Source organism: Nocardioides alpinus, assembly GCF_900112035.1.
Taxonomy (GTDB): Bacteria; Actinomycetota; Actinomycetes; order Propionibacteriales; family Nocardioidaceae; genus Nocardioides; species Nocardioides alpinus.
The window spans coordinates 13,088-35,588 of sequence record NZ_FOKC01000011.1; the positions used below are offsets into that span (position 1 = coordinate 13,088).

Here is a 22,501-nt window from a genome sequence, read left to right on the forward strand (position 1 = left end):
AGCGGACCGTCGGGTCAGGAGCCCCCAGGATGTTCACCCGAGTGGCGATCGTGAATCGTGGCGAGGCCGCGATGAGGCTGATCCATGCCGTCCGCGACCTCAACGCCGAGGGCGGTGGCGCACCGATCCGGTCGATCGCCCTCTACACCGACGAGGAACGTACGGCGATGTTCGCCCGGGAGGCCGACGAGGCGCATCCGCTGGGCCCGGCCTCGGCCCGCCCCTACATCGACCTGGCCGTCCTCGAGCGCGCGTTGGTCGAGTCCGCGGCGGACGCGGTCTGGGTCGGTTGGGGCTTCGTCGCGGAGGACCCCGCGTTCGCGGAGCTGTGCGACCGCCTCGGCATCACCTTCATCGGCCCGAGCGCCGACGCGATGCGCAGGCTCGGCGACAAGATCGGCTCCAAGCTCCTCGCGGAGGAGGTCGGCGTACCGGTCGCGCCGTGGAGCGGCGGCGCCGTCGACACGCTCGAGGACGCGCTGGTCGCGGCCGACCGTGTCGGCTACCCCCTCATGCTCAAGGCCACCGCCGGCGGCGGCGGACGAGGCATCCGCCGGGTCGACACCGGTGCCGAGCTCGAGGACGCCTACCAGCGCACCCGCGACGAGGCCGAGCGCGCCTTCGGCAGCGGCGTGGTCTTCCTCGAGCGCCTCGTGACCGGGGCACGCCACGTCGAGGTCCAGCTGATCGCCGACAGCCACGGCACGGCGTGGGCGGTCGGCGTACGCGACTGCACGGTGCAGCGCCGTAACCAGAAGGTGATCGAGGAGTCGGCCTCTCCCCTGCTCGACGCCGGCCAGACCGACGAGCTCAAGGCGTCCGCCGAGCGGCTGGCGCTCGCCGTCGGCTACGTCGGCGCCGGGACCGTGGAGTTCCTCTACCACCCGGGCGAGCGGACCTTCGCCTTCCTCGAGGTCAACACCCGCCTGCAGGTCGAGCACCCCATCACCGAGGTGACGACCGACCTCGACCTGGTGAAGGCACAGCTGCACGTGGCGGCTGGCGGACGGCTCGAGGGAGCCAAGCCCGCGGAGCGCGGGCACGCCGTCGAGGCACGGCTGAACGCCGAGGACCCGGACCGGGACTTCGCCCCCTCCCCCGGGCGCATCGCCCTGCTCGACCTGCCCTCGGGCCCGGGTATCCGCGTGGACACCGGCGTCGGCGAGGGCGACACCATCCCCGCCGACTTCGACTCGATGATCGCCAAGATCATCGCCTACGGCCGCACCCGCGACGAGGCCCTCGCCCGGTTGCGTCGGGCGATGGCCGAGACCACGGTGGTCATCGAGGGGGGCGCCACCAACAAGGGCTTCATCCTCGACCTCCTGGACCAGTCCGAGGTCGTCGACGGCGAGGCCGGCTGGGCCGACACCAGCTGGATCGACCGGGTCCGCGCGGAGGGACGGCTCGTCGTGCACGAGCACTCCGGCATCGCCGTGGTCGCAGCAGGCATCGAGGCGTACGAGGACGAGGCGCAGGTCGAGGTCACGCGCCTGCTCGAGAGCGCGCGCGGGGGTCGCCCCCAGGTGCAGCACAAGGTCGGCCGGGCGATCGACTTCAAGCTGCGCGGCACGGCCTACAAGGTCACCGTGATCCAGATCGGCCCGCAGCGGTTCCGGGTCGGGGTCGAGGCGGGCGGGATCGAGCAGGTCGTGCTGGCCGACGTCGAGAGGCTCGACGAGTTCCGCACCCGGATGACCGTCGGCGACCGGCGCTACCGCCTGGTCACCGCCACGCACGGCCCGGTCCACGCGGTCGAGGTCGACGGCGTGACCCACCGGGTGAGCCGCGACGAGGGCGGCGTGCTCCGCTCGCCGGCACCCGCACTGGTCGTCGCCTCACCGGTCGCGGTGGGCGACATGGTCGCGGCCGGGGCCCCGGTGCTGGTCCTGGAGAGCATGAAGATGGAGACGGTGCTGCGTGCGCCGTTCGCGGCGCGGGTGCGCGAGCTGCTCGTGCTGACCGGCAGCCAGGTCGAGACCGGAGCCCCGCTGGTCCGCCTCGAGCCCGTCGAGGAGGACGCGGCCGAGGAGGAGGCGACGCCCGCCGAGGCAGGTCCTGCCCTCGACCTGCCGACCTCCACTCCGCCTGCCTCCGCGCAGGAGCGTGCCGCGCGGGGCCGGGCCGACGTCGCCGCGATGGTGATGGGCTACGACGTGGACGCGAGCGAGGACGGCGACGTGGTCGCCGGCTATCTCGCCGCCCGCGACGAGCTCGTGGCGCAGGGTGTCGACGTGGTCGCCGACGAAATCGAGCTCCTCGGCCTGTTCGCCGACCTCGCCGAGCTCAGCCGCAACCGACCCGTCGGGGAGGACCTGCACACCGAGCTGCGCGTCCACAGCTCCAGGGAGCACTTCCACACCTTCCTGCAGAGCCTCGACGTGGACCGCGGCGCACTCCCCGAGCAGTTCCGCGACCGGCTGACCACCGTCCTCGCCCACTACGGCGTGACCGACCTGGACCGGACCCCGGAGCTGGAGGAGGCGGTGTTCCGCATCTTCCTGGCGCAGCAGCGCCCGGCGCCCGAGGTCCGCCTCGCCACCGAGCTGCTGCAGCGCTGGATCGTCGAGCCCCCGCCCGGTGCGGACCTGTCGGTCGCGGCGCGCGGCCTGCTCGAGCGACTCGTCAGGTCGACCCAGCTCCGCTTCCCTGTGGTCGGCGACCTGGCCCGCAGCACCCGCTTCCGCTGGTTCGACCAGCCGCTGGTCGACGAGGAGCGCTCGAGCGTCCTGGCGGGGGTCCGGGACGAGGTGGCGTCGCTCGCCACCGACCCCGACGCGCCCGACCGGACCGCCCGGCTGGAGGCGCTGGCCGCCATCCCCGAGCAGGTCGTGCGGTTCCTCGCCGAGCGGCTCGAGAACGGCGTACCGGAGCAGGAGCCCCTGCTCGAGGTGCTCGTACGCCGTCACTACCGCGAGCACGAGCTGCACGACCTGCGGTCCGTCGTGCTCGAGGAGCGCACCTTCGCAGTGGCCGACTACGTCCTCGACGACCGCCCGACCCGCGTGGTGTCCACGGTCGGCACCATCGCCGAGCTCGGCGACCCGGGCAGCGGCCTGGTCGCGGCCCTCGGCGACCAGGTCGCCGCGCGCGAGGCCGGTCACGAGGCCGTGGTCGACCTCTACGTGCACTGGCCCGAGGCCCCGGAGGTGCCCGAGCGGGCCAGCGCCGAGCTCGCCGGCATCGTCGCGTCGCTGCCCTTCGCCCCCGACGTACGCCGGATCGCCGTGGCGGTGTGCGCCGGTGCGGACACGCCGGTCACCTACTACACCTATCGTCCCGTCGCCGACGGCGGAGTGGTCGAGGACGACCTGGTCCGCGGCGTGCACCCGATGGTCGGGCGCCGGCTCGACCTCTGGCGGTTGCGCAACTTCCACGTGACCCGGATCGAGGCGCCCGAGGACGTGCTGCTGTACGAGTGCGTCGCGCGCGAGAACCCCGCCGACCGCCGCCTCGTCGCCCTCGCCCAGGTCCGACAGCTCGCCGTGGTGCGCGACCAGACCGGCAAGGTCACCGGCCTCCCGCACGCGGAGCGGGCCGTGGAGAACTGTCTCGAGGCGATCCGTCGCGTCCGCACGTCACGCGGCGCGGCCGGGAGCAAGCTCGACACCAACCACGTGTGGGTGCAGGTCTGGCCGGTCGTCGAGGCCGATCTCGACCAGCTCACGACGCTGCAGGACAAGATCACCCCGCTCACCGACGGCGCCGGCATCGTGGAGGTGCTCGCGCAGGGCCGCCTCGGTGGCCCCGACGGCAGCGCCACGCCCGTCGCGCTGCGATTCCACGCGCGACCCGGGGCCGGCGTCACGGCGTCCGTGGAGGCTCCACCGACCGAGCGGCTCAAGCCGCTCGACGAGTACGCCGCCAACGTCGCGCGCGCCCGCCGCCGTGGCCTGGTCTACCCCTACGAGCTGGCCGGGGTGCTCACCGGACCCGACGGAGGCTTCGTCGAGCACGACCTCGACGACACCGGCACGCTGGTGCCGGTCGACCGCGGCCCCGGGCTCAACAAGGCCGGGATCCTGGTCGCCGTCGTCACCACCCCGACCCCCCTCCACCCCGAGGGAGTCACCCGGGTCGTGCTCTGCGGCGATCCGACGAAGGCGCTCGGTGCGGTGTCGGAGCCGGAGTGCTCGCGAGTCATCGCTGCGATCGACCTCGCCGAGCGGATGCAGGTGCCGGTGGAGTGGTACGCCCTCTCGGCGGGCGCCCGCATCTCGATGGACTCCGGCACGGAGAACATGGACTGGGTCGCGGCCGGGCTCAAGCGGATCATCGAGTTCACCCAGGCCGGCGGGGAGATCAACGTCGTCGTCGCGGGCATCAACGTGGGTGCGCAGCCCTACTGGAACGCCGAGGCGACGATGCTGATGCACACCAAGGGCATCCTGGTGATGACGCCCGACAGCGCGATGGTGCTCACCGGCAAGCAGTCGCTCGACTTCTCCGGCGGGGTGTCCGCGGAGGACAACTTCGGCATCGGTGGCTACGACCGGGTGATGGGGCCCAACGGGCAGGCGCAGTACTGGGCGCCCGACCTTGCCGGCGCGTTCGGCGTGCTGATGGCGCACTACGACCACACCTACGTCGTGCCCGGAGAGACCCAGCCGCGGCGGGCCAGCACCACCGACCCCGCGGACCGCGACGTCTCGTCGTTCCCCCACGTCTCCGCCGACAGCGACTTCACCTCCGTCGGCGAGATCTTCTCCGCGGCCTCCAACCCGGACCGCAAGAAGGCCTTCGACATCCGCACCGTGATGCGTGCCCTGGCCGACCAGGACCACCCGGTGCTGGAGCGCTGGGCGGGCATGGCCGACGCGGACACCGCGGTCGTCCAGGACGCCCACCTCGGCGGCTACCCGGTCTGCCTGCTCGGGATCGAGTCGCGGCCGGTCCCCCGCCGCGGCTTCCCGCCCACCGACGGTCCGGACATCTACACCGCCGGCACCCTGTTCCCGCGGTCGTCGAAGAAGGCGGCCCGCGCGATCAACGCGGCGAGCGGCAACCGCCCCCTCGTCGTGCTCGCCAACCTGTCCGGCTTCGACGGCTCACCGGACTCGATGCGCAACCTCCAGCTGGAGTACGGCGCGGAGATCGGCCGGGCCATCGTCAACTTCGACGGCCCGATCGTCTTCTGCGTCATCTCGCGCTACCACGGCGGCGCGTTCGTGGTCTTCTCCAAGGCGCTGAACCCGCGCATGACAGTGCTGGCCCTCGAGGGGTCGTACGCCTCGGTCATCGGCGGTGCCCCGGCAGCGGCGGTCGTGTTCGCCGGCGAGGTCGAGAAGCGTACGTCGGCCGACCCCCGCGTCCGCGACGTCGACGCCCGGATCGCCGACGCCACGGGGTCTGCCAGGAGCCGCCTCGTCGTCGAGCTGGCCGACCTGAAGGCAGCGGTGCGCCCGGAGAAGATCGGCGAGGTCGCCGCGGAGTTCGACGGCGTCCACGACATCCACCGGGCGGTCCGGGTGGGCTCGGTCGACAAGGTCATCTCCGTGGAGCGGCTGCGGCCCCGAGTGATCGAGGCGATCAGCCAGGGGCTCGGCGGACCGGCCGAGTGATGACGTGAGCACCGAGGCTGCTCCGACCGTCGCTCCACGTGACTGGAGCGCGGAGCCCGCGGACGTGCTGCTCGCCGACGGCACGGTCGCAGTGATCCGGTCCTTGCGCGAGGCCGACCGTGACGCCGTCCTCGAGCTGCACGAGTCGGTGTCGGTGGACACGCTGCGGCTGCGCTTCTTCTCGCCCAGCCGGGAAGCCGGTCGGCGCTACGTCGACCACCTCTTCGACCCGGACAACACTGCCTCGGCTGCTCTGGTGGCGCTCGTCCGCGGTCGGGTCGCCGGACTGGCGACCGCCGAGGTGCTCTCCCCCGAGAGGGCCGAGGTCGCCTTCCTGATCGCCGACGAGGACCGTGGCCGCGGGCTGGGCAGCCTGCTGCTGGAGCACCTCGCCGCCCTCGGCCGCCGCCACGGGGTCAGCCGCTTCGAGGCCGAGGTCCTGGGCGACAACCACGGCATGCTCCGGGTCTTCCGGGCGGCCGGGTTCGCGGCCACCCGCACGACGGTGGCGGGAGAGGTGGAGGTCGAGCTCCGCACGGACGCCTCCCGCGAGGCCGTCGACGCCGCGGACCGGCGTGAGTGGCGAGCCGCCGCGCGGTCCCTCCGCCCGCTGCTCCACCCGACCAGCGTGGCGGTCGTCGGCGTACGACGCTCCGCGGGCGGCTTCGGCCACGGCGTGCTCGAGGCGATCCGCAGCTCGTCCTATGCCGGGACGCTGCACGTGATCCACCCCGAGGCCGGGACGATCGACGGCCTCCCCACCAGCCGCAGTCTCGGCGACCTCGACGGCCCCGTCGACCTGGTCGTCGTCGCCGTTCCGGCCGACGGCGTCGCCGACGTCCTGCGCGATGCAGCCGCCAACGGCGCGGGCGCCGCAGTGGTGATCTCGTCCGGCTTCTCCGGCGCCGGCAGCGACGACCGTCGCCTCGAGCTGCTGGGGATCGCTCGCGCACACAGCCTTCGACTGGTCGGCCCCAACTCCCAGGGCGTCCTCGACAACGGCGACGGCCTCAACGCCACGCTGCTCCACGACGTGCCGACGGTCGGTGGCCTGGCGGTCGCCTCCCAGTCCGGCGGCATGGGATTCGCTCTCATCGACCTCGCCCGTGACGTGGGCCTCGGCGTCCAGTCCTTCGTCTCGCTGGGCGACAAGGTCGACGTGTCCAGCAACGACCTGCTCGCCGCGTGGATGGACGACGACGGGGTCGCGGCCGGCGCGCTCTACCTCGAGTCGTTCGGCAACGCCCTCAAGTTCGCCCGCACCGCTCGTCGCTTCGCCGAGCAGAAGCCATTGCTGGCCGTGGTCGGGGGACGGTCCCGGGCCCGCCAGGATCCGACCGCCACCTCCACCGTCGGTGTGGGTGTCGACGCGCTGCTCGACCAGTCCGGGGTGATCGCCTGCCGGACCGGCGCCGAGCTGACCGAGACCGCGCTGCTGTTGGTGGAGCAGCCGCTCCCGGCCGGGCTCCGGGTGTGCATCGTCTCCAACACCGGTGGCGTGGGCGCGCTCACGACCGACCGTGCCGACCTCCAGGGCATGGTCGTCGCGACGACCTCCGACCGGTTGAGCGATGCGTTGCTGGCAGCCGTCCCCGGCGCAGTCGACGTGCGCAACCCGGTCGACCTCGGAGCCGACGTCACGCCCGAGGAGCTCACGGCCGCGCTGCGTGAGGTGCTCGAGGCCGACGAGGCGGACGCCGTCCTCGTCCTGCTCGTCGCCAACCGGCTCACCGACCGCGACGCACTCTTCGCGGCCGTCGCGCAGGCGCGACCCTCGGGCGCCGACCTCCCCCTGCTCCTCGTCACCCCCGGCGCCGCGTTCGACGCGGCGCGTGGCCTCCCGGGGGTCACCGTCTATCGCACCACCGATGCAGCGATCGGGGCACTGGGCCGGGCCATGCGCTACGCCGCGTGGCGACGCGTCCCGGCCGACGAGCCGGAGGTCGAGCTCGGCACCCGCGGTGTCCACGCCCGCACCTGGGTGCGCTCGCGACTGGCCTCCCGCAGCGGCGAGCCGGAGTGGCTCGCGCCGGCGGCGCAGGCGGAGCTCCTCGCGCCCTACGGCATCCACCTGGTCGGTCGCCTCGCCACTGGCCCCGACGAGGCGGAGGCGGTCGCCGCGTCGATCGGCTACCCGGTGGCCCTCAAGGTGGCCGACCCGACGGTGCTGCACAAGTCCGACCGCGGCCTGGTCCGGATCGACGTACGCACCGGAACGGACGTTGCCGATGCCGTACGCCGCTTCGGCGAGGAGCTGGGCGACGACCGCGTCGAGGTGCTGGTGCAGCCGCTGGTGCTGGGGCACGTCGCCTCGGTGGGCCTCGTGCACGACCCGCAGCTCGGACCGCTGGTCCGGGTCGGCGGCGGAGCCGCGGGAACGGCCGGCAGCTGGGCCGAGGAGGTGCTGCTGCTTCCTCCCGTGGAGGCAGCCGACGCCACTCGCGCCGTGCGTGCCCTCCGGCTCTGGCCACAGCTGGTCGGCGACCATGGCCTGGAGGAGGTGGACCTCGCCCCGCTCGAGGCACTGGTGATGTCCGTGGGCCGGCTGGCCGTCGACGTCCCGCACGTTGCCGCCCTCACGCTCGAGCCTGTGGTCGTCAACGCCCACGGGATCTTCTGCGTGGACGTGAAGCTCCGCATCGCCGAGCCGGCCGAGATCGACGCCGGTGTCCCGAGGCGGCTCCGCTCCTAGTGCGCGCGCACGTCCGGGCTAGCGTCGCACCACCGCGAGGGCCTGCCGTGCGATCTCCCACTCCTCGTCGGTGGGCACGACCAGCACCGCGACCTCCGACCCGTCGGGCGAGACGATGCGGTCCTCCCCCGAGGGCGACTCGTTGCGGGTCGGGTCAAGGGCGATCCCGAGCCGGTCGAGACCACCGAGGGCCGCGGCCCTCAGCTCCGGGCTGTGCTGACCGACGCCGCCGGTGAGGACGACGGCGTGCAGCTCCCCGAGCGCGGCGTAGTAGGCGCCGACGTACTTGCGCACGCGGTAGGCGTAGACGTCGAAGGCCAGCGTCGCCGCCGCGTCTCCGGCCGCGCATCGGCGGGTCAGCTCACGGAAGTCGTTGACGCCCGACAGGCCGAGCAGGCCGGACTCGCGGTAGAGCGCCCGGTCGATCTCGTCCAGTGACAGGCCGAGCTCGCGGTGGAGGTGGCCGTGGACGGCCGGGTCGACGTCACCGGAGCGGGTGCCCATCACCAGCCCTTCCAGCGGGGTGAGGCCCATGGACGTGTCGACGGACCGCCCACCGCGGATCGCAGCGGCCGACGCCCCGTTGCCGAGGTGCAGCACGACGAGGTGGGTGTCCTCGACCGCACGCCCGAGCAACGCCGCGGCCCGTCGCGAGACGTAGGCGTAGGACGTGCCGTGGAAGCCGTAGCGCCGGATCCGGTGCTCGTCGCGCCAGCTCCGTGGCAGGGCGTAGGTGTAGGCGTGCTCGGGCATCGTCTGGTGGAAGGCGGTGTCGAAGACGGCGACCTGCGGCACGTCGGGGAACAGCCGCAGTGCGACCCGCATCCCCTCCAGGTTGGCGGGGTTGTGCAGGGGTGCCAGCGGGACCAGGTCCTCGACGGCCTCCAGCAGCCGGTCGTCGACGACCGCCGGCTCGGCGAAGAGGGTGCCACCGTGCACGACCCGGTGCCCGACGGCGGCCAGGGATTCGCGGTCGATCGCGGGCCCGTGGCGGTCGAAGGCGCCGAGCGCGGAACGGAGCGCGTCCTCGAAGTCCGCGACGCGTCGCTCCTCGGTGTGGTGCTGACCGCCGACCGAGTGCGTGAGCGCGCTGCTGTCCTCGCCGATGCGCTCCACCGAGCCGGACGCCTCGGCGGCACCCGACACGCCGTCGAGGAGCCGGTACTTCAGGGACGACGACCCCGCGTTGAGGACCAGCACGCGGTTCGTCACGAGCGCTCCTGCGCCTGGATGGCGGTGATCGCGACCGTGTTGACGATGTCACGCACGAGCGCGCCCCGCGACAGGTCGTTGACCGGCTTGCGCAGGCCCTGCAGCACCGGGCCGACCGCCAGCGCCCCGGCCGAGCGCTGCACGGCCTTGTAGGTGTTGTTGCCCGTGTTGAGGTCGGGGAAGACGAACACCGTGGCGCGCCCGGCGACAGCCGAGTCGGGCAGCTTGGTCCGCGCGACCGCGGCGTCGATCGCGGCGTCGTACTGGATCGGTCCCTCGACGGGCAGGTCCGGCGCACGTTCGCGGACCCGCGCCGTCGCCTCCGTGACCTTCTCGACGTCCGTGCCGCTGCCGGACGTGCCGGTCGAGTACGACAGCATCGCGACCCGCGGCTCGACGCCGAAGGCAGCTGCTGTGCGGGCGGAGGCGATGGCGATGTCGGCCAGCTGGGTGGCGGTCGGGTCGGGGTTCACCGCGCAGTCGCCGTAGACGAGCACCTGGTCGCGCAGGCACATGAAGAACACCGACGACACCACCGACACCTCGGGGACCGTGCGGATCACCTCGAGCGCCGGGCGGATGGTGTGCGCGGTGGTGTGCACCGCTCCCGACACCATCCCGTCGGCGAGGCCGAGCTCGACCATCATCGTGCCGAAGTAGGAGACGTCGACCACGATGTCGCGGGCAGCCTCGAGGTCGATGCCCTTGTGCGAGCGACGCTGGTGGTAGTCGTGCGCGAACCGCTCACGCAGCTCCGCGTCGTAGGGGCTGAGCAGCGTCGCGGCGGAGACGTCGATGCCGAGCTGGGCCGCCTTGGCCCGGATGATCATCGGGTCGCCGAGCAGGGTCAGGTCGGCGACGTTGCGGCGCAGCAGGATGTCGGCAGCGCGCAGGATCCGCTCCTCCTCCCCCTCGGGCAGGACGATGTGGCGACGGTCGGCGATCGCGTCGTCGAGGACCTGGTGCTCGAACATCAGTGGCGTCACGACCGAGGTGCGAGCCAGCTCGAGACCGCCCATCAGCTCCTCGCCGTCGACGTTCTCGGCGAAGAGCGTGAGGGCCGTCGCGATCTTGCGCGGCGAGTCCTTGTCCAGGCGTCCGCGGCGGTTGGTCAGCGCGGTCGACGTGGCGTGCGTGCCGAGGTCGGTGGCGATCATCGGCAGCGCCACGTCGAGCCCGTCGAGCAGCCGCCCCACCTGCTCCGGCAGGTCAAGCCCGCCGTTGAGGACGATGCCGGAGATCTGGGGGAAGTTCGCCGACTGGTGCGCCGTGAGGACGCCGAGGACCACCTCGGGACGGTCGCCGGGGGTGACGACCAGGGCGCCGTCGAAGAGCCGGTCCAGCACGTTGGGCAGGGTCATCGCCGCGACGACGAGGCCCGGGACCTCGCGCGACAGCTGGCTCTCGTCACCGCGCACCAGGCGGCCGTCGCAGGCCGCCATCAGGTCCCCGACCGACGGCGCGCTCAGCAGCGGCTGCTCGGGCAGCGCGAACGCCGGCACGCCGTCACGTCGCAACGCCTTCGCCGTACGCCCGGTCGCCGCAGGGTCGACGCGGTTGGCGATGACGGCGAAGAGCGTCGCGTGGTTGGCAGCGAGCTCGGCCTGCGCCATCGCGGCAGCCGTGCAGAGCTGACCCACGTCTCGGCCCTGGCCGTTGAGGACCAGCAGGACCGGCACGCCGAGGTTGGCGGCGACCCGGGCGTTGAAACCGAACTCCGCTGGCGCGCCGACGTCGGTGTAGTCGCTGCCGACGATGACCACGGCGTCGCTCTTCGCCGCCACCTGGTGGTAGCGCGAGACGATGCGCTCCATCGCGCCGTCGGGGTCGGCGTGCACGTCGTCATAGCTGACGCCGGCGCACTCGTCGTAGGTCAGGGAGACGGCGTCGTGCGAGACGAGCAGGTCGAGGACGTAGTCGTGCACGTCACCCGTCGACGCCTCGGCTCGGACCACGGGTCGGAAGACCGCCACCCGCGCCACCCGTCGCGACAGCTGTTCCAGCACCCCGAGCGCCACCGCGGACTTGCCGGTGAAACCCTCGACCCCGGCCACGTACACGCTGCGTGCCATGGACCGAGCCTAGCGACTGGCGCCGGTGCCGGGTGCCCGGTCGGGTCGAGCGGGCTCGGGCACACTGAGCACCGTCCGGTCCCTACCCGAGGAGAATCGTGTCCGACCCCACCCTGGCGAGCCGCGTCGCCCCCACCGGCACCCTCCGTGTCGTCGTCAACCTCGGCAACCCCGTCCTGGCGCAGGGCACCGAGGAAGACCCCCGCGGCGTGACGGTCGCGATCGCACGCGAGGTCGCGGACTGGCTGGGCGTGCCGCTCCACCTCGAGTGCGTGGACGCCGCGCGCGACTCCTACGCCGCCATCGTCGAGGGTCGCGCCGACCTCTGCTTCCTGGCCAACGAGCCCGCCCGGGAGGAGGGGGTCGCCTTCACCGCCCCCTACGTCCTCATCGAGGGCGTCTACGTCACCGACGCGGACTCGCCGCTCCAGAGCTCGGACGAGGTCGACCGCGACGGCACACGCATCGGGGTCCGGGCGGGGTCGGCGTACGACCTGTTCCTGAGCCGGTCGCTGCAGCACGCCGAGATCGTGCGCGCGGACGAGGCCACCGACGTGTTCGAGGAGCAGCGGCTCGAGGTCGCCGCCGGGGTGCGCCAGCCGATGGAGGACTACGTCGCAGCGACGGGCCGTCGGATCCTCGAGCCGGCCTTCATGCAGATCTCCCAGGCCGTCGGCCTCCCCCGGCACGTGGACGCCGACGCGGTGTCAGCGGTCGCGGCCAAGCTCGAGGAGCTGAAGGCCTCCGGCTTCGTCCGCGACGAGCTGGCGCGCAGCGGCGTCGAGGCCACCGTCGCGCCTCCAGCACCGGACTGGGTCGGTCAGGACGGGTAGAGGTTCTGCAGGCGCACCTGGCCGCGGGACACGAGTCGGTCGTCGCCGTCGCGCGTCTCCACGATCCACACCTGCTGCGAGCGACCCCGGTGCAGTGGCGTGGCCTCCGAGGTCATCGCGCCCTCCGAGACGGCGCGGTAGAAGTCGGTGTTGTTGTTGACGCCCACCACCTGCCCCCGCTCGCCGAGCCACGTGCCGGCGCCGATGCTCGCCAGCGTCTCGACGACGCTGCAGTGGACCCCGCCGTGCACGATGCCGTAGGGCTGGTGCAGTGCGGGGCGGGCCACCCACGTCGCGGCCACCCGATCGGCCTCGACGCTCGTGAACTCGAGACCGAGGTAGTCGATGAACGCGCCGTTCTCGCCACCGACGAGATCGGTGGGACCGGTTGAGCCGTCGGGATCATTCGTCATGTCCACCATGATGGCGCGAGCGGTCAGGCGCGCGAACGACGGGCCCAGAGTCCGCCGACGTAGGCCACGAGCAACGCTCCGACGACCGAGCCGATGAGCCCACTGGGGCGCAGCGCGAGGCCGTCGCCGGCGAGCAGGCTCGCCAGGAGGCCGCCGACGAACGAGCCGATGAGACCGGTGACGAGTGCGGTCGTCCAGTCGATGTCGTTCATCGAGCGGCCGAGGATCAGCTGGGCGATGCCGCCGGCGAGGATGCCGAAGCACAGGATGGCGAGGATGAGCATGCCCGAAAGGGTAGTCCCGAACCGCACCTGGAGCGTGGTGCCGCGCAGGTCGATCAGAACGGCCTCATCGCACGTCCTGTGGCGTAGCCTCATTGTCAGCATCGGATCACATGACGTTGGGCTCGGGACCCGACGACCGGTCATGGAACGCGTGCCGTCTCACGAGGGATCGGTCCGGCCTGCGATGTGCGCTCGATCCTCGACCGTCGGCGACCCCGGGCCCGACGAGCCGCCCGTCTTCGTCTTCCGCGACGTCGATGGGCAGATCGAGGACCCGCAACGGCTCAAGCAGCTCAGGGACACCGGACTGCTGGCGGCATGGAACCGCCCCGCCCTCGACGCCGTGACCCACCTCGCCGCGCAGATGACCGACTCGCTGGCGTCGATGGTCACGCTCGTCGAGGTCGACCGCCAGGTCTTCCCGAGCGTCGAGGGACTGGCCGGGTCGCTGGTCGAGCCGGACGAGACGCCGATCTCGCACTCCCTCTGCCAGTTCGTGGTCATGAACGACGCGCCGCTGGTCGTGTCGGACGCCAGGACGCACCCCGTCCTGGCCGGGCACCCGGCGGTCGAGAGCGGCGACGTGGTCGCGTACGCCGGCTATCCCGTGCACGCGCCGGACGGCGCCGTGATGGGCGCCCTGTGCGTGATCGACGAGGTCGCGCGCACCTGGACGCCTGAGCACCTCTCCGGCCTGCAGGACCTCGCCAGGACGGTGGACACCGAGATCGCGCTGCGTCTCAGCCGGCGCGCGCTCCACCTCGACCACGAGCGACTGATGCGCGTCCTCGACGGCACCTCCCACACCCTCATCCTCATCGCGGACGTGGACGGCGTCATCCGCACGATGAACCACGCCGCCGAGATCGCCCTGACTCCGGTCGCTGACCTCCTCCCGCCGGAGAGCCTGTCCGACCTCACCGGGTCCCGCCGGCCCTGGGAGCCCCCGGGGGACGTCGAGGACGATGCCCAGGAGGTGACCCTGCTGCTCCCCTTCGGGGAGCAACGCACCTACTCGGTCCGGGTGAGCGCCGTGTGCGACCCCGAGGGCGTGGTCGACGGCTACATCGTCGTGGGCGAGGACGTCAGCACCCCACGACTGACGCAGGACCTCCTGCAGGACGCCTCGCGCCAGCAGGTCGATCTCGTCGAGCGCCTCAAGGCCCTCGACGACCAGCGCAGCACGTTCATCGCCACCGCCAACCACGAGCTCCGCACGCCTCTGACCAGCATCCTGCTCTCCGGCGAGATGCTGCGTGAGGACGACGCCCAGGAGCTCACGAAGAGACAACGCGACCTGGTCGACGTGGTGGTGCGCAACGGCCGCCGCCTGCAGCGCCTCGTCGAGGACATGCTGGGCTTCTGCCAGATCCAGTCCGAGCCCGGTCTCCCCCACGCCGGGGTCGAGGTCAAGCAGCTCACCGACCAGGCCTGGGCCGGTGTCCAGGGCCACCTCGCCGGTCGCCACCTGACCACTGCCCTCGACGTGCCGTCGGACGTGCCCGACGTGCCCGGCAACCCCCAGCAGCTCGACCGCGTCCTCACCAACCTGCTCATCAACGCCATCAACTTCACCCAGGACGGTGGCACCGTCCGCCTGGCGGTGGAGTCCGACTGCGAAGGCGTCACGTTCGAGGTCCGCGACACCGGCCGCGGGATCCCCGAGAAGGATCAGTCGGCCGTGTTCGAGCCGTTCTTCTGCACCCACGACGGACGCAGGGACGTCACGCAGGGGGCTGGCATCGGTCTCGCCGTCGCGCGTCGCATCGTCGAGTCCCACGGGAGCCGCATGAGGCTGACCTCCAGCGTGGGCGAGGGAACGACGATGAGCTTCACGATCGCCCACGCGGTGGCGTAGGGAGCCCGCGTATCGTCGAGGAAGTGAGCCACGCCCCGTCACCCACCGTGACCCTCGACCACCGCTTCGCGCGCGACCTCCCCGAGCTCGCCGTCGCGTGGCAGGCCGAGGACACGCCGGCCCCGGCGCTGCTGGCGCTCAACGACTCGCTGGCCGTCGAGCTCGGCCTCGACCCCGACTGGTTGCGCAGCCCGGCCGGCATCGGCCTGCTGACCGGCACCGACGTGCCGGACGGTGCGACTCCGGTCGCGCAGGCCTACGCCGGCCACCAGTTCGGCGGCTACTCCCCCCGCCTCGGTGACGGACGAGCGCTCCTGCTCGGCGAGCTGACCGACTCCTTTGGTCGCATCCGCGACCTGCACCTCAAGGGTTCGGGGCGTACGCCCTTCTCGCGCGGTGGTGACGGGCTGGCGGCCGTCGGACCGATGCTCCGCGAGTACGTCATCAGCGAGGCCATGCACGCCCTCGGTATCCCCACCACCCGCTCGCTCGCCGTGGTCGCGACGGGTCGCGGCGTGCACCGCGAGACCGTCCAGCCGGGTGCCGTGCTGGCGCGGGTGGCGGGCAGCCACCTGCGGGTCGGCTCGTTCCAGTACGCCGCCGCCACAGGCGACGTCGACCTGCTGCGGCGCCTCGCCGACCACGCGATCGCTCGCCACCACCCGGAGGCCGCGGAAGCGGAGCAGCCGTACGACGCGCTCTTCCGCGCCGTCGTCGCGGCGCAGGCCTCCTTGGTCGCGCGCTGGATGCTGGTCGGCTTCATCCACGGGGTGATGAACACCGACAACATGACGATCTCGGGCGAGAGCATCGACTACGGCCCGTGCGCGTTCATGGAGGCCGTCGACCCGGCCACGGTCTACAGCTCCATCGACACGGGCGGTCGCTACTCCTACGCCAACCAGCCGGTCGCGGCGGAGTGGAACCTCGCCCGGTTCGCCGAGTCGCTGCTGCCCCTGCTGGCCGAGACGCAGGACGAGGGGGTCGCGATCGCCACCGAGTCACTCAGGACCTTCCGCGGCCACTACGCGGCGGTCTGGTCGGCCGGCATGCGCGCCAAGCTCGGACTCGCCGGCGCTCCCGACGACGCGACCACGTCGCAGCTCGGCACGGACCTGGTCGCCCTCCTGCAGGCCGACCGGGTCGACCACACCTCCTTCTTCCGAGCGCTCGGCGCGGCGGCCCGCGGTGACGCGGAGCCGGCCCGAGGTCTGTTCCTCGACCTCGAGGGCTTCGACGCCTGGACCGCGCGATGGCTCGCGCTGGGCCCCGACGCCACGGCGATGGACCGGGTCAACCCCGTCTACATCCCCCGCAACCACCTCGTCGAGGAAGCACTCACTGCCGCCACCTCCGGAGACCTCGACCCGCTCGGGCGGCTGCTGTCAGTCGTCTCCCAGCCCTACGACGTACGCCCGGGGCTGGAGCGGTACGCCGAACCCGCGCCGGACTCGTTCGGCGACTACCGCACGTTCTGCGGGACCTAGGACGGTTCCGCCCCGTCGGCCCCACCTGGCCGCACCCCCGGTGCGACAGCAAGGGCCCCCGCCGTAGCGGGGGCCCTGCTGGTGCTCCGAGGTTGCGTCAGGTCAGCCGAGCGACAGGGGCAGGGCGAACTGGTTGCCCGTCGTCGCCGGCAGTCCCAGCTCGTCGGTCGTGGCCGAGCGCATCTTCCAGGCGGACTGGGTCGGTTGGTTGGTCGGGACGCCGCAGTTCCAGCCGCTTGCGCCGGAGTTGTCGAAGCCGCCGATGGCGGGCATTGCGGCAGAGGTGGCGAAGCCGTTGGCGACCGTCTCGATCACCATCCACTGGTTGAGCGAGTGCGAGTAGACAGCGCTCTTGCCGTACATCGTCTGCGGCGTCGAGTTGCCGGCGTTCCAGTAGGCGTCACCCGAGCAGTTGCCCGCGTAGTAGAGCTGGCCCTTGGCAGCCTGGCCGTCCCAACCGACGTTGAGGATGTAGCCCGTGGAGGTCTCGATCAGGACTCCTCGGCTGTACTGGGCGACGCCGTTGCCGGCGCCGGGCGAGCCGGCGGAGATGATCTTGCCCAAGGTCACGCCATTGCGGTCCTTGAGGACGGCCCCGCCGCCCGAGGCACCTGCCGGGCCGGCCGGACCTGTAGCGCCCGTGGTTCCCTGCGGACCAATCGCACCGGTGTCACCCTTGATCCCCTGCGGACCGATCGGACCGATGGGACCGACGGGACCGAGCGGTCCGATCGGGCCTTGCGGACCGGTGGCGCCGGTGGTGCCCTGCTGGCCGTTGGCTCCCTGCGCACCCACGGCGCCTGTCGCGCCCGTCGCACCGGCAGCGCCCGGCGCTCCGGTGTCGCCCTTCGGTCCGACCGGACCGCGGAGGTTCACGACAGCGGCCCAGCCACCAGCGGTCTTCTCGTAGGCGTCGTAGGTGGTGGTGTTCAGGTACCAGTCGCCCATGGCACCAGTCCCGGGCGCCGGGGAGGTCGTGCCCTGGAGCCACTTGGTCCCGTCGACGCCGGTGTCGCCCTTGGTGCCGTCGACGCCGGTGTCGCCCTTGGCGCCGGTGTTGCCCGTGGCTCCCTGCGGACCGACCGCCCCGGGCGCGCCGGTGGCGCCCATGATGTTGACGCGCAGCTCCCAGCCTGACGGGGTGTTCTTGTAGGCGTTGCCGGTGGTGGTGTCGACGTACCAGTCACCCGTGACGCTGCCTTCCTCGGTCGGCGCGCCGACGCCCGAGTTCCAGCGGGTCTTCAGCGTGGCCACGGCCTCGGTGCTGAGCTGGCGGGTCTCGATGGTGCGGTTCTTGATGTCCGCGGAGGTGATCGAGCCGTCCTTGATGTCGCGGCCCGTGATCATGGCGCCGGCGGTGGCTCCGCCGACACCGGCCGAGACCACGAGGGCGCCGGCGACGACCAAGGCAGGAACGGTGCGGCCCTTGAGGCGCGCAGGAATGGAGAAAGGCACGAAGATGACTCCCGGAGTCGGTGGCGTCCACCCGATTGGCGGAGCGGCGCCTGGAGCCTAGGAGCGTCCCGGACGCCTGTCCGGCGAATCGATCAAGATCACGGCCTCCATGGCGGGCCAGCCACTCAACCCTGACCGGATTGAAGAGCTCTGCGGTCACTCTGAGGTGCGAGCACGAGGGTTGCGCGCTCATCGGCAGATCCGGACGTCAGTCGCAGAGCGTCTGTCCGTACTCGATCAGCGGTTGGAGGTCCATGCGGCCGTCGGGTCGGGAGTCGTCGGTAGCCCAGATCTTGGTGAACGTAGTGGACGTGCCACGGCCGCCGGTGTCGTTGTCGATGATGGTGACGTGATCGGCGACGCGGACGGCGACCACGCCGCTGTCGCAGGCGAGTGGAACCGAGTCGACGGTCAGTGGCCATGCCGTGCCGACGTCGCTTCGGTGGACTGTGGTCGTCTCGCTGAAGGCCTCGTTCGGTGAGCCGCACGCGCTCAGGAGAGCGACGCAGCCGAGAGAGATGAGGAGTCGGTGCACGCCCGGAGTGTATGGCGCACCTCGACCAAGTGGCGCCAGACAGCGGGCCACATCTCGGCAGATCCGCGCTCACATCGCGGCATGAGCGGACGCTTTGGAGAAGCCGTCCTCCGTCTTCTGTCGAGGTGGCTGCTTGCTCTGCGCGGTCAGACCGCGGACGGGCCGCCGGGCCGTCCCGGGGAGGGGGCGGCCCGGCTGCTAGCTAACCCACTGCGGGGCCTACAAGATGCGCCTATCGCTGGGTCAGATGCGCTTCTCGCAGTCCCGCACCCGCTCACCCTGACAGACGTCGCGCTGGAGTCCACCGCTGACGCGGTCCTTTCCGGGGCCGCCGATGAGGCGATCCTTGCCGGGGCCGCCCGCGATGGTGTCGCGGCCACGGTCGCCAACAAGGCGGTCATCGCCGCTGCTCCCGTCGATGAGGTCGTTGCCAGGGCCGCCATAGATCGTGGCCTCGTAGTTGGAGCACCGAGGCTTGGTCCAGGGGTCTCCGTCATAAAGTACGTGCCTGGCCTCAGCGTCGAGTATGTCTCGGCCCTTCATTCCCTCGATGGTCGTCCGGCACGCGATGACCTTGATGTGGTCCGCGCGGTCGGTGCCGATGACGTCGGCGCGCTTCGCGGCCACTGTGAGTCCATTGAAGCCGCGGACGCGGACCGAGTCCTCCACGCCCATCTTGGTGGCCGTCACCCGGGAACGGCTCAGGTCGGCGCGCACGCGGTCGTGGCTATGGAGGTCGAGCAGCAGTTCGTTGTACCCGCCGTCGCCCTTGATCCGCGTCGCCTTTCCTCCCAGGCTGTTCGACACGTAGAGGTCGTTCCCGCCGCCGAGCGCGATGTCGCGGTTATACGTCGTCGCCGCGTCGACCTTGACGCGCTCGGCGCTGTTGGTTCCGCGGAACGTGAACCGTCCGTACTCGGCCGACGTAGTGAATTCGAGCCCGGCGAACTGGCCCGTCCAGGTGAGCGCCGTGTCGACCCTCGTCACCGTGCCGCTGGCGTCCATGGTGACGTCGCCGTTGGCGGATCGAACGCCCAAGATGCCGCCCGGGTCGTGGGAACGGGCGGATCGACCGCTCAAGACGCCGCCCGTGCCCACTGACACCGCGCCCGGGGCGGTTTGGATGCCGCTCCAACTAACTTCGCCGAAGGCGAGGTCGATGATGTCGGCGTTCGGCTGGCCTACCATTCCGGTGATGACGACGCCGTAACCGCTGGCGCGGATGATGTCGGCCTCGGTGTCGGTGCCGTCGACGGTGCCCGCGTAGATCGTGGCTCCGCCGAGCGCGGAGGGGATGAACGTGTCGGCCCCTCCGCCGAGGATCATGATGACGCGGGGAGCGTAGGTCGCGCGCTGGATGGTTGCGCACACCATGTCGTCGCCGCCGAGCGCGTCGACATTCGTCGCGCCGTTCGTGACGATGACGTCCGCGCCCTCCGTTCCGGTGATCTGGCCCCCGGGCGTCCCGACGATGGTCGCCGCCTGCCCCTGACATGTCTCGCCCGCTGCGGCGGCCGTGCCCACAGGTGCGAGCAGCGCCGCGCCTAGAAGCGCGACGGCGGCCAGACTGATGGTCCTCATGATTCCCCTTGATCGTTGACGAAGCAGTATGACTACGCAACGGACCAGAAAGTTGTCACGAAGTGCTGACGGACGCCGACGTCCGCTCATCGGCATGAGCGGGTGACCTCAACGCGGCAGATGCGGATGTTCACAGCGGGGTCTGCGGGACGGTCGAGACAGCCGCTTGACTCTCGCAACCGCGAACGCCGACAACTAGTCACGAGGTCGGCGCGTCTTAGCAAGGACCGTCGCATGCGACGTACCGTGACCGACACGCTGCCCACCGTCATCGGGGGGTGGCTCACCCAAGGGGGAACCGTGCTTCAACGTTCGACCACACTTGTTGTCACCGCGCTTGTTACGGGGGCGCTGAGCGCACCGTCTTCGGCGGCTTCGGCCACTGCCGAGACCTGCCAAGGCCGGGCGGCCACGATCGTCGGCACTGGCCCGACCATTCAGGGCACGCCGGGTGATGACGTCATCGTCACCGGCACCTCCCAGCGTACCTACGCTGTCGCTGGGAACGACCTGGTGTGCGTGAGCCCGTCCGCCGTGTTGGTGGTCGCGGGCGACGGCGATGACGTGGTGGACGCGTCCCAGGCTGGGTTGACAACAAGCGTTACCTATCTAGGTGCTGGTCTCGACCGCTACCTCGGGGGACCTGGCCCAAGCTATGTGTACGCGGACGGGACGGATGACACCGTGACAGACGCCTGGCGGGCGTACCTGACGGTCACCGCGCCTGTGACGGGGACACCTGGCACCTACACCGGTGGCGGGATCGCCGTCTGGTCGGCCGACCAGGACGTGGAGATCGACCTGGACACCAACATGGTGACGGTCGGCGGGGTCCATGCGGTCAACCTGTCTGGGATCGTTCACGCGGGCGTAGTCGCGCCGCGCGCGGTGTTGCGAGGCAACGCCGAGGACAACTACCTGTGGGGGGCGGGATGCGATGTGCTGTTCGTCGGGAAAGGCGGAAACGACACCCTCCGCGGTGCTTCTTACTCCGACGACTCCCCCTACGCCCAGATCAAATCGGAGTGCGTGGGCATGAAAGCCACTATGCGTGGTGGATCCGGCGACGACAGCATCCAGGGGTGGCAGGGCCTCAACCGGTTGGTCGGGAACGCAGGCAACGACGAACTCCAAGGCCGCGCCCTATCAGACGTGCTTCTCGGTGGCAGCGGCCGCGACGACCTCAGGGGCGGCGAGGGGTCGGACGTGCTCCGCGGAGGCGGCGGACGCGACACCGCCTACGGGCAGGATGGCCGGGACCGCTGCGATGCCGAACGCGAGCGTCGCTGCGAACGCTGAAACCGCTAGGGCTGACGATCGCCCGGGGCGCTCAATCGGCATGAGCGGACGCCCGACTTTCGGCAGATCCGCGCATATCGCGGCACATGAGTGCGTTCCCGGGCGGGACGAGAACGTAGGTGGAATGCGATGTGGTGGTCGGTGGGTCCGGCACGATGGGACGCGTGAGTCCTGACTTCGCCTGTCGCGAGCTGCCGCACGGCGGCATTGAGTTTGACCTTCTCGGGCCCTGGTCGCCAGAGGCTGCGGAGGCATTCCACGAGTCGGGAGCTGACCGCCTGGTTGCCAACTACGCGCGCGGATTCGCGGCTCGCGATCTGCGGTTCCTCGTGGGTCTCCCGCTCCGTGAGCTCGAAGTTCTCGCTCGCACCATCGACGACCTTGGACCGGTTCACGAGCTTGGCGACACACTGGAGTCGTTGGCGATCACGACAGGTTCAGGCACACAGATCGACCTCGCTCGCCTTCCCCGGCTCGAGGACGTCTCGTGCGACTGGCGCCAGGTAGCCGACAGCATCGCGGAGACCGATGCCCTCGAACGGGTCTCGTTGCTGGCGTACGACTCTCAGGACCTGCAGCGCCTCGCCCATCTGCGCCAGCTGCGCGCTCTGCGGATGAAGGAGAGGCCCGCGCTGCGCACCCTCGAAGGAGTGCAGCAACTCTCGTGGCTCGACACACTGGAGATCTACACGGCCCCGCTGCACGACATCACCGCCCTGGCAGAGGTGAGGTCTCCAGCGCTTCGCGCGCTGGCTCTGGGCGGCTGCAAGCAGGTCACAGAGCTCGACGCGGTGGCGGCGTGCGAGGCACTGGAAGAGCTCGACGTGAGCGAATGCGGCGCGATAGTGAGTCTGTCTCCGATCGCCGACCTGGATCGGCTGAACCGGCTGTACTTGTACGGATCGACCAACGTGCTGGACGGTGATCTGTCACCGCTGCTCGGACTACGTCGGCTGCGCGATCTGCGCATGGCGAGCCGCCGGACCTACACGCCGAGCCTTGCCGACGTGAAGCGCCAGCTCGGGCTGGAGGACTGAGCTCTCCAGAAGCGACCCCAGGAGGAGCTCATCCGGCGCACCGACACGGGCCAGACCAACTTCGACGAGCTGCACTCGTGGGACTGACTGTCAGGTGAAGGCGCCATGACTGCCGCCTGCGCCGACTGAGTGCCTCTTGCGGGTTGGTCGCAGTGCGAGCACGCTTGACCTACGAACTGCCG

Annotated in this window: 14 protein-coding genes; 7 read left to right on the plus strand and 7 right to left on the minus strand. The window is 71.3% G+C overall.

Annotated elements, in window-relative coordinates; translation table 11 throughout:
- Positions 1-29 precede the first annotated feature (29 nt).
- Entirely contained in the window at positions 30-5,561 is a 5,532-nt protein-coding gene (locus BM127_RS17915; RefSeq protein ID WP_091200802.1) for an ATP-binding protein, read from the plus strand.
- A gap of 4 nt (positions 5,562-5,565) precedes the next feature.
- The gene (locus BM127_RS17920) at positions 5,566-8,253 is read left to right on the plus strand and encodes a bifunctional acetate--CoA ligase family protein/GNAT family N-acetyltransferase (RefSeq protein WP_091200804.1); all 2,688 of its coding nucleotides are present in this window, start codon (positions 5,566-5,568) and stop codon (positions 8,251-8,253) included.
- 18 nt (positions 8,254-8,271) lie between these two features.
- On the opposite strand, the gene BM127_RS17925 is transcribed toward BM127_RS17920, so the two are convergent.
- Positions 8,272-9,465 carry an acetate/propionate family kinase gene (locus BM127_RS17925; protein WP_091200806.1) on the minus strand — a complete coding sequence of 398 codons (1,194 nt, stop codon included), beginning with the start codon at positions 9,463-9,465 and terminating at the stop codon, positions 8,272-8,274.
- A complete protein-coding gene (gene pta, locus BM127_RS17930; RefSeq protein WP_091200808.1) occupies positions 9,462-11,537 on the minus strand; it encodes a phosphate acetyltransferase in 2,076 nt (691 codons plus the stop codon). The genes BM127_RS17925 and pta overlap by 4 nt, the downstream gene beginning before the upstream one ends.
- A gap of 98 nt (positions 11,538-11,635) precedes the next feature.
- Between pta and BM127_RS17935 the strand changes: the two genes are divergently transcribed.
- Entirely contained in the window at positions 11,636-12,370 is a 735-nt protein-coding gene (locus tag BM127_RS17935) for a transporter substrate-binding domain-containing protein (protein ID WP_091200810.1), read from the plus strand.
- On the opposite strand, the gene BM127_RS17940 is transcribed toward BM127_RS17935, so the two are convergent.
- Together BM127_RS17940 and BM127_RS17945 are read right to left on the minus strand one after the other, a co-directional pair.
- On the minus strand, positions 12,358-12,783 hold the full coding sequence (locus BM127_RS17940) for a PaaI family thioesterase (RefSeq protein ID WP_091200985.1): 426 nt from the start codon (positions 12,781-12,783) through the stop codon (positions 12,358-12,360). The two genes, BM127_RS17935 and BM127_RS17940, sit on opposite strands and share 13 nt — an antisense overlap.
- 23 nt (positions 12,784-12,806) lie before the next feature.
- A complete protein-coding gene (locus BM127_RS17945; RefSeq protein ID WP_091200986.1) occupies positions 12,807-13,067 on the minus strand; it encodes a GlsB/YeaQ/YmgE family stress response membrane protein in 261 nt (86 codons plus the stop codon).
- A 184-nt stretch (positions 13,068-13,251) separates the two neighbouring features.
- Between BM127_RS17945 and BM127_RS17950 the strand changes: the two genes are divergently transcribed.
- Both BM127_RS17950 and BM127_RS17955 read left to right on the plus strand, forming a co-directional pair.
- Positions 13,252-14,925: an ATP-binding protein gene (locus BM127_RS17950; protein WP_175507445.1), complete on the plus strand. Its 1,674-nt coding sequence runs from the start codon at positions 13,252-13,254 to the stop codon at positions 14,923-14,925.
- A gap of 23 nt (positions 14,926-14,948) precedes the next feature.
- Complete coding sequence (locus BM127_RS17955; protein WP_091200813.1) at positions 14,949-16,412, plus strand: protein adenylyltransferase SelO; 1,464 nt, start codon at positions 14,949-14,951, stop codon at positions 16,410-16,412.
- A gap of 102 nt (positions 16,413-16,514) precedes the next feature.
- Here BM127_RS17955 and BM127_RS17960 read toward each other — a convergent pair whose 3' ends face one another.
- From BM127_RS17960 to BM127_RS23080, 3 genes are all read right to left on the minus strand, one after another.
- A complete protein-coding gene (locus BM127_RS17960; RefSeq protein ID WP_198554354.1) occupies positions 16,515-17,867 on the minus strand; it encodes a collagen-like domain-containing protein in 1,353 nt (450 codons plus the stop codon).
- Between the two features lie 208 nt (positions 17,868-18,075).
- Positions 18,076-18,402: a DUF2511 domain-containing protein gene (locus tag BM127_RS17965; protein ID WP_157829583.1), complete on the minus strand. Its 327-nt coding sequence runs from the start codon at positions 18,400-18,402 to the stop codon at positions 18,076-18,078.
- 243 nt (positions 18,403-18,645) lie between these two features.
- The gene (locus tag BM127_RS23080) at positions 18,646-19,983 is read right to left on the minus strand and encodes a hypothetical protein (protein ID WP_269213204.1); all 1,338 of its coding nucleotides are present in this window, start codon (positions 19,981-19,983) and stop codon (positions 18,646-18,648) included.
- Between the two features lie 246 nt (positions 19,984-20,229).
- On the opposite strand from BM127_RS23080, the gene BM127_RS17975 reads away from it, so the two are divergent.
- Both BM127_RS17975 and BM127_RS17980 read left to right on the plus strand, forming a co-directional pair.
- A complete protein-coding gene (locus BM127_RS17975) occupies positions 20,230-21,282 on the plus strand; it encodes a calcium-binding protein (protein ID WP_175507446.1) in 1,053 nt (350 codons plus the stop codon).
- 164 nt (positions 21,283-21,446) lie between these two features.
- Complete coding sequence (locus tag BM127_RS17980; RefSeq protein ID WP_139227788.1) at positions 21,447-22,319, plus strand: leucine-rich repeat domain-containing protein; 873 nt, start codon at positions 21,447-21,449, stop codon at positions 22,317-22,319.
- The last annotated feature ends 182 nt before the right edge of the window (positions 22,320-22,501 follow it).